The sequence below is a fragment of the Kribbia dieselivorans NBRC 106261 genome, assembly GCF_001552435.1.
Taxonomy (GTDB): domain Bacteria; phylum Actinomycetota; class Actinomycetes; order Actinomycetales; family Dermatophilaceae; genus Kribbia; species Kribbia dieselivorans.
In genome coordinates, this window is the sequence record NZ_BCRE01000290.1 from 1 (window position 1) to 1,369 (window position 1,369).

The following is a 1,369-nucleotide window of genomic DNA, read 5'->3' on the forward strand; positions in this document are numbered from 1 at the left end:
CGACGACTGACAGTGATGATGTGAGTGAGCCCCGCAGCGGTCGTCCTGACTCAGCGACTGACTGACTGAGGGTCTTCAACGGGATCTGTCGGTCGATCCGCTGCGGGGCTCGTTTGCACTCACCAGACGAGGGTCGTGACCTCATAGGAGCCTGTGCCAGCAGGCACCCATCACTGTCTTGTCCGCTCACCTCGGCGGGTGCGTGCCGCCCTGCCAGGTCGAGTGAGAGGACGGCGATGACCACCATCGCATGCAAGGACACCGGCACCAAGACGGACCGGAGCCAGACAGACCAGGTCGAGGTCGCTGCGGGCGTTGACACCCACCAAGACACCCACACCGCTGCGGTGGTCGACACCACCGGCCGGCTCCTGGGGCATCGTCAGTTCCCGGCCTCGCGGCATGGCTACCTCGAATTGCTGGACTGGCTGCGCTCGTTCGGGCTACTGCTGGTCGTCGGCATCGAGGGCACCGGCGCCTATGGGGCCGGCCTGGCGCGCCATCTGCATGACCAGCACGTGGCGATGCTCGAGATCGACCGGCCCGACCGCAAGACCCGCCGCAGCGCGGGCAAGTCCGACCCGATCGATGCCGAAGCCGCTGCCCGGGCCGCTCTGGCTCGGGTCCGGACCGGGGTCCCGAAGGTGCGCACCGGCCGGGTGGAAGCCTTGCGGAACCTGAGGGTGGCCCGGCGCAGTGCGGTGGATCAGCGTGCGGACTGCGTACGTCGGATCAAGACGCTGATCGTGACCGCACCCGACGGCCTGCGCGCACGCCTGCGCGGCCTCCCCAAGCAGGAACTGCTCGACACCTGCGCCGGCCTACGCCCCGACACCGCCCGCGCGGACGAGCCCGAGCAGGCGACCAAGGTCGCGCTGCGCAGTCTGGCCCGTCGGCACGCCGCACTCACGGAGGAGATCACCGAACTCGACGCGCTCATCGAGCCGCTGGTCGCTGCCATCAACCCCGACCTGCTCGCACTCAACGGTGTCGGCGCAGACGTCGCAGGACAGCTCCTGGTCACCGCCGGCGAGAACGCCGACCGGATCCACTCCGAGGCCGCCTTCGCGATGCTGTGCGGAGTGGCTCCGATCCCAGCCTCCTCGGGCAAGACCCACCGACACCGGCTCAACCGAGGCGGTAACCGACAAGCCAACGCCGCGCTCTACCGGATCGTGCTGTGCCGGCTGCGCTGGGATCCCCGCACCCAGACCTACATGCGCCGCCGCACTGCCGAGGGACTCTCGAAGAAAGACATCATCCGCTGCCTCAAACGACTCATCGCCCGCGAGATCTACTATGTCCTCACCCGGCAGCGCATCGAGCCCGGAGACCTCGCTATCGCCGCTTGACATCCATAGGAGCATCC

1 protein-coding gene is annotated in these 1,369 nt (G+C 68.2%); it reads left to right on the forward strand.

What is annotated here, in order from left to right; genetic code table 11:
* The first annotated feature begins 236 nt into the window (after positions 1-236).
* On the forward strand, positions 237-1,352 hold the full coding sequence (locus KD1_RS15915) for an IS110 family RNA-guided transposase (protein ID WP_068403554.1): 1,116 nt from the start codon (positions 237-239) through the stop codon (positions 1,350-1,352).
* The last annotated feature ends 17 nt before the right edge of the window (positions 1,353-1,369 follow it).

Coding starts and splice junctions, on each gene's coding strand:
- KD1_RS15915 (WP_068403554.1), top strand. CDS start 237: ATGACCACCATCGCATGCAAGGACACCGGCACCAAGACGGACCGGAGC.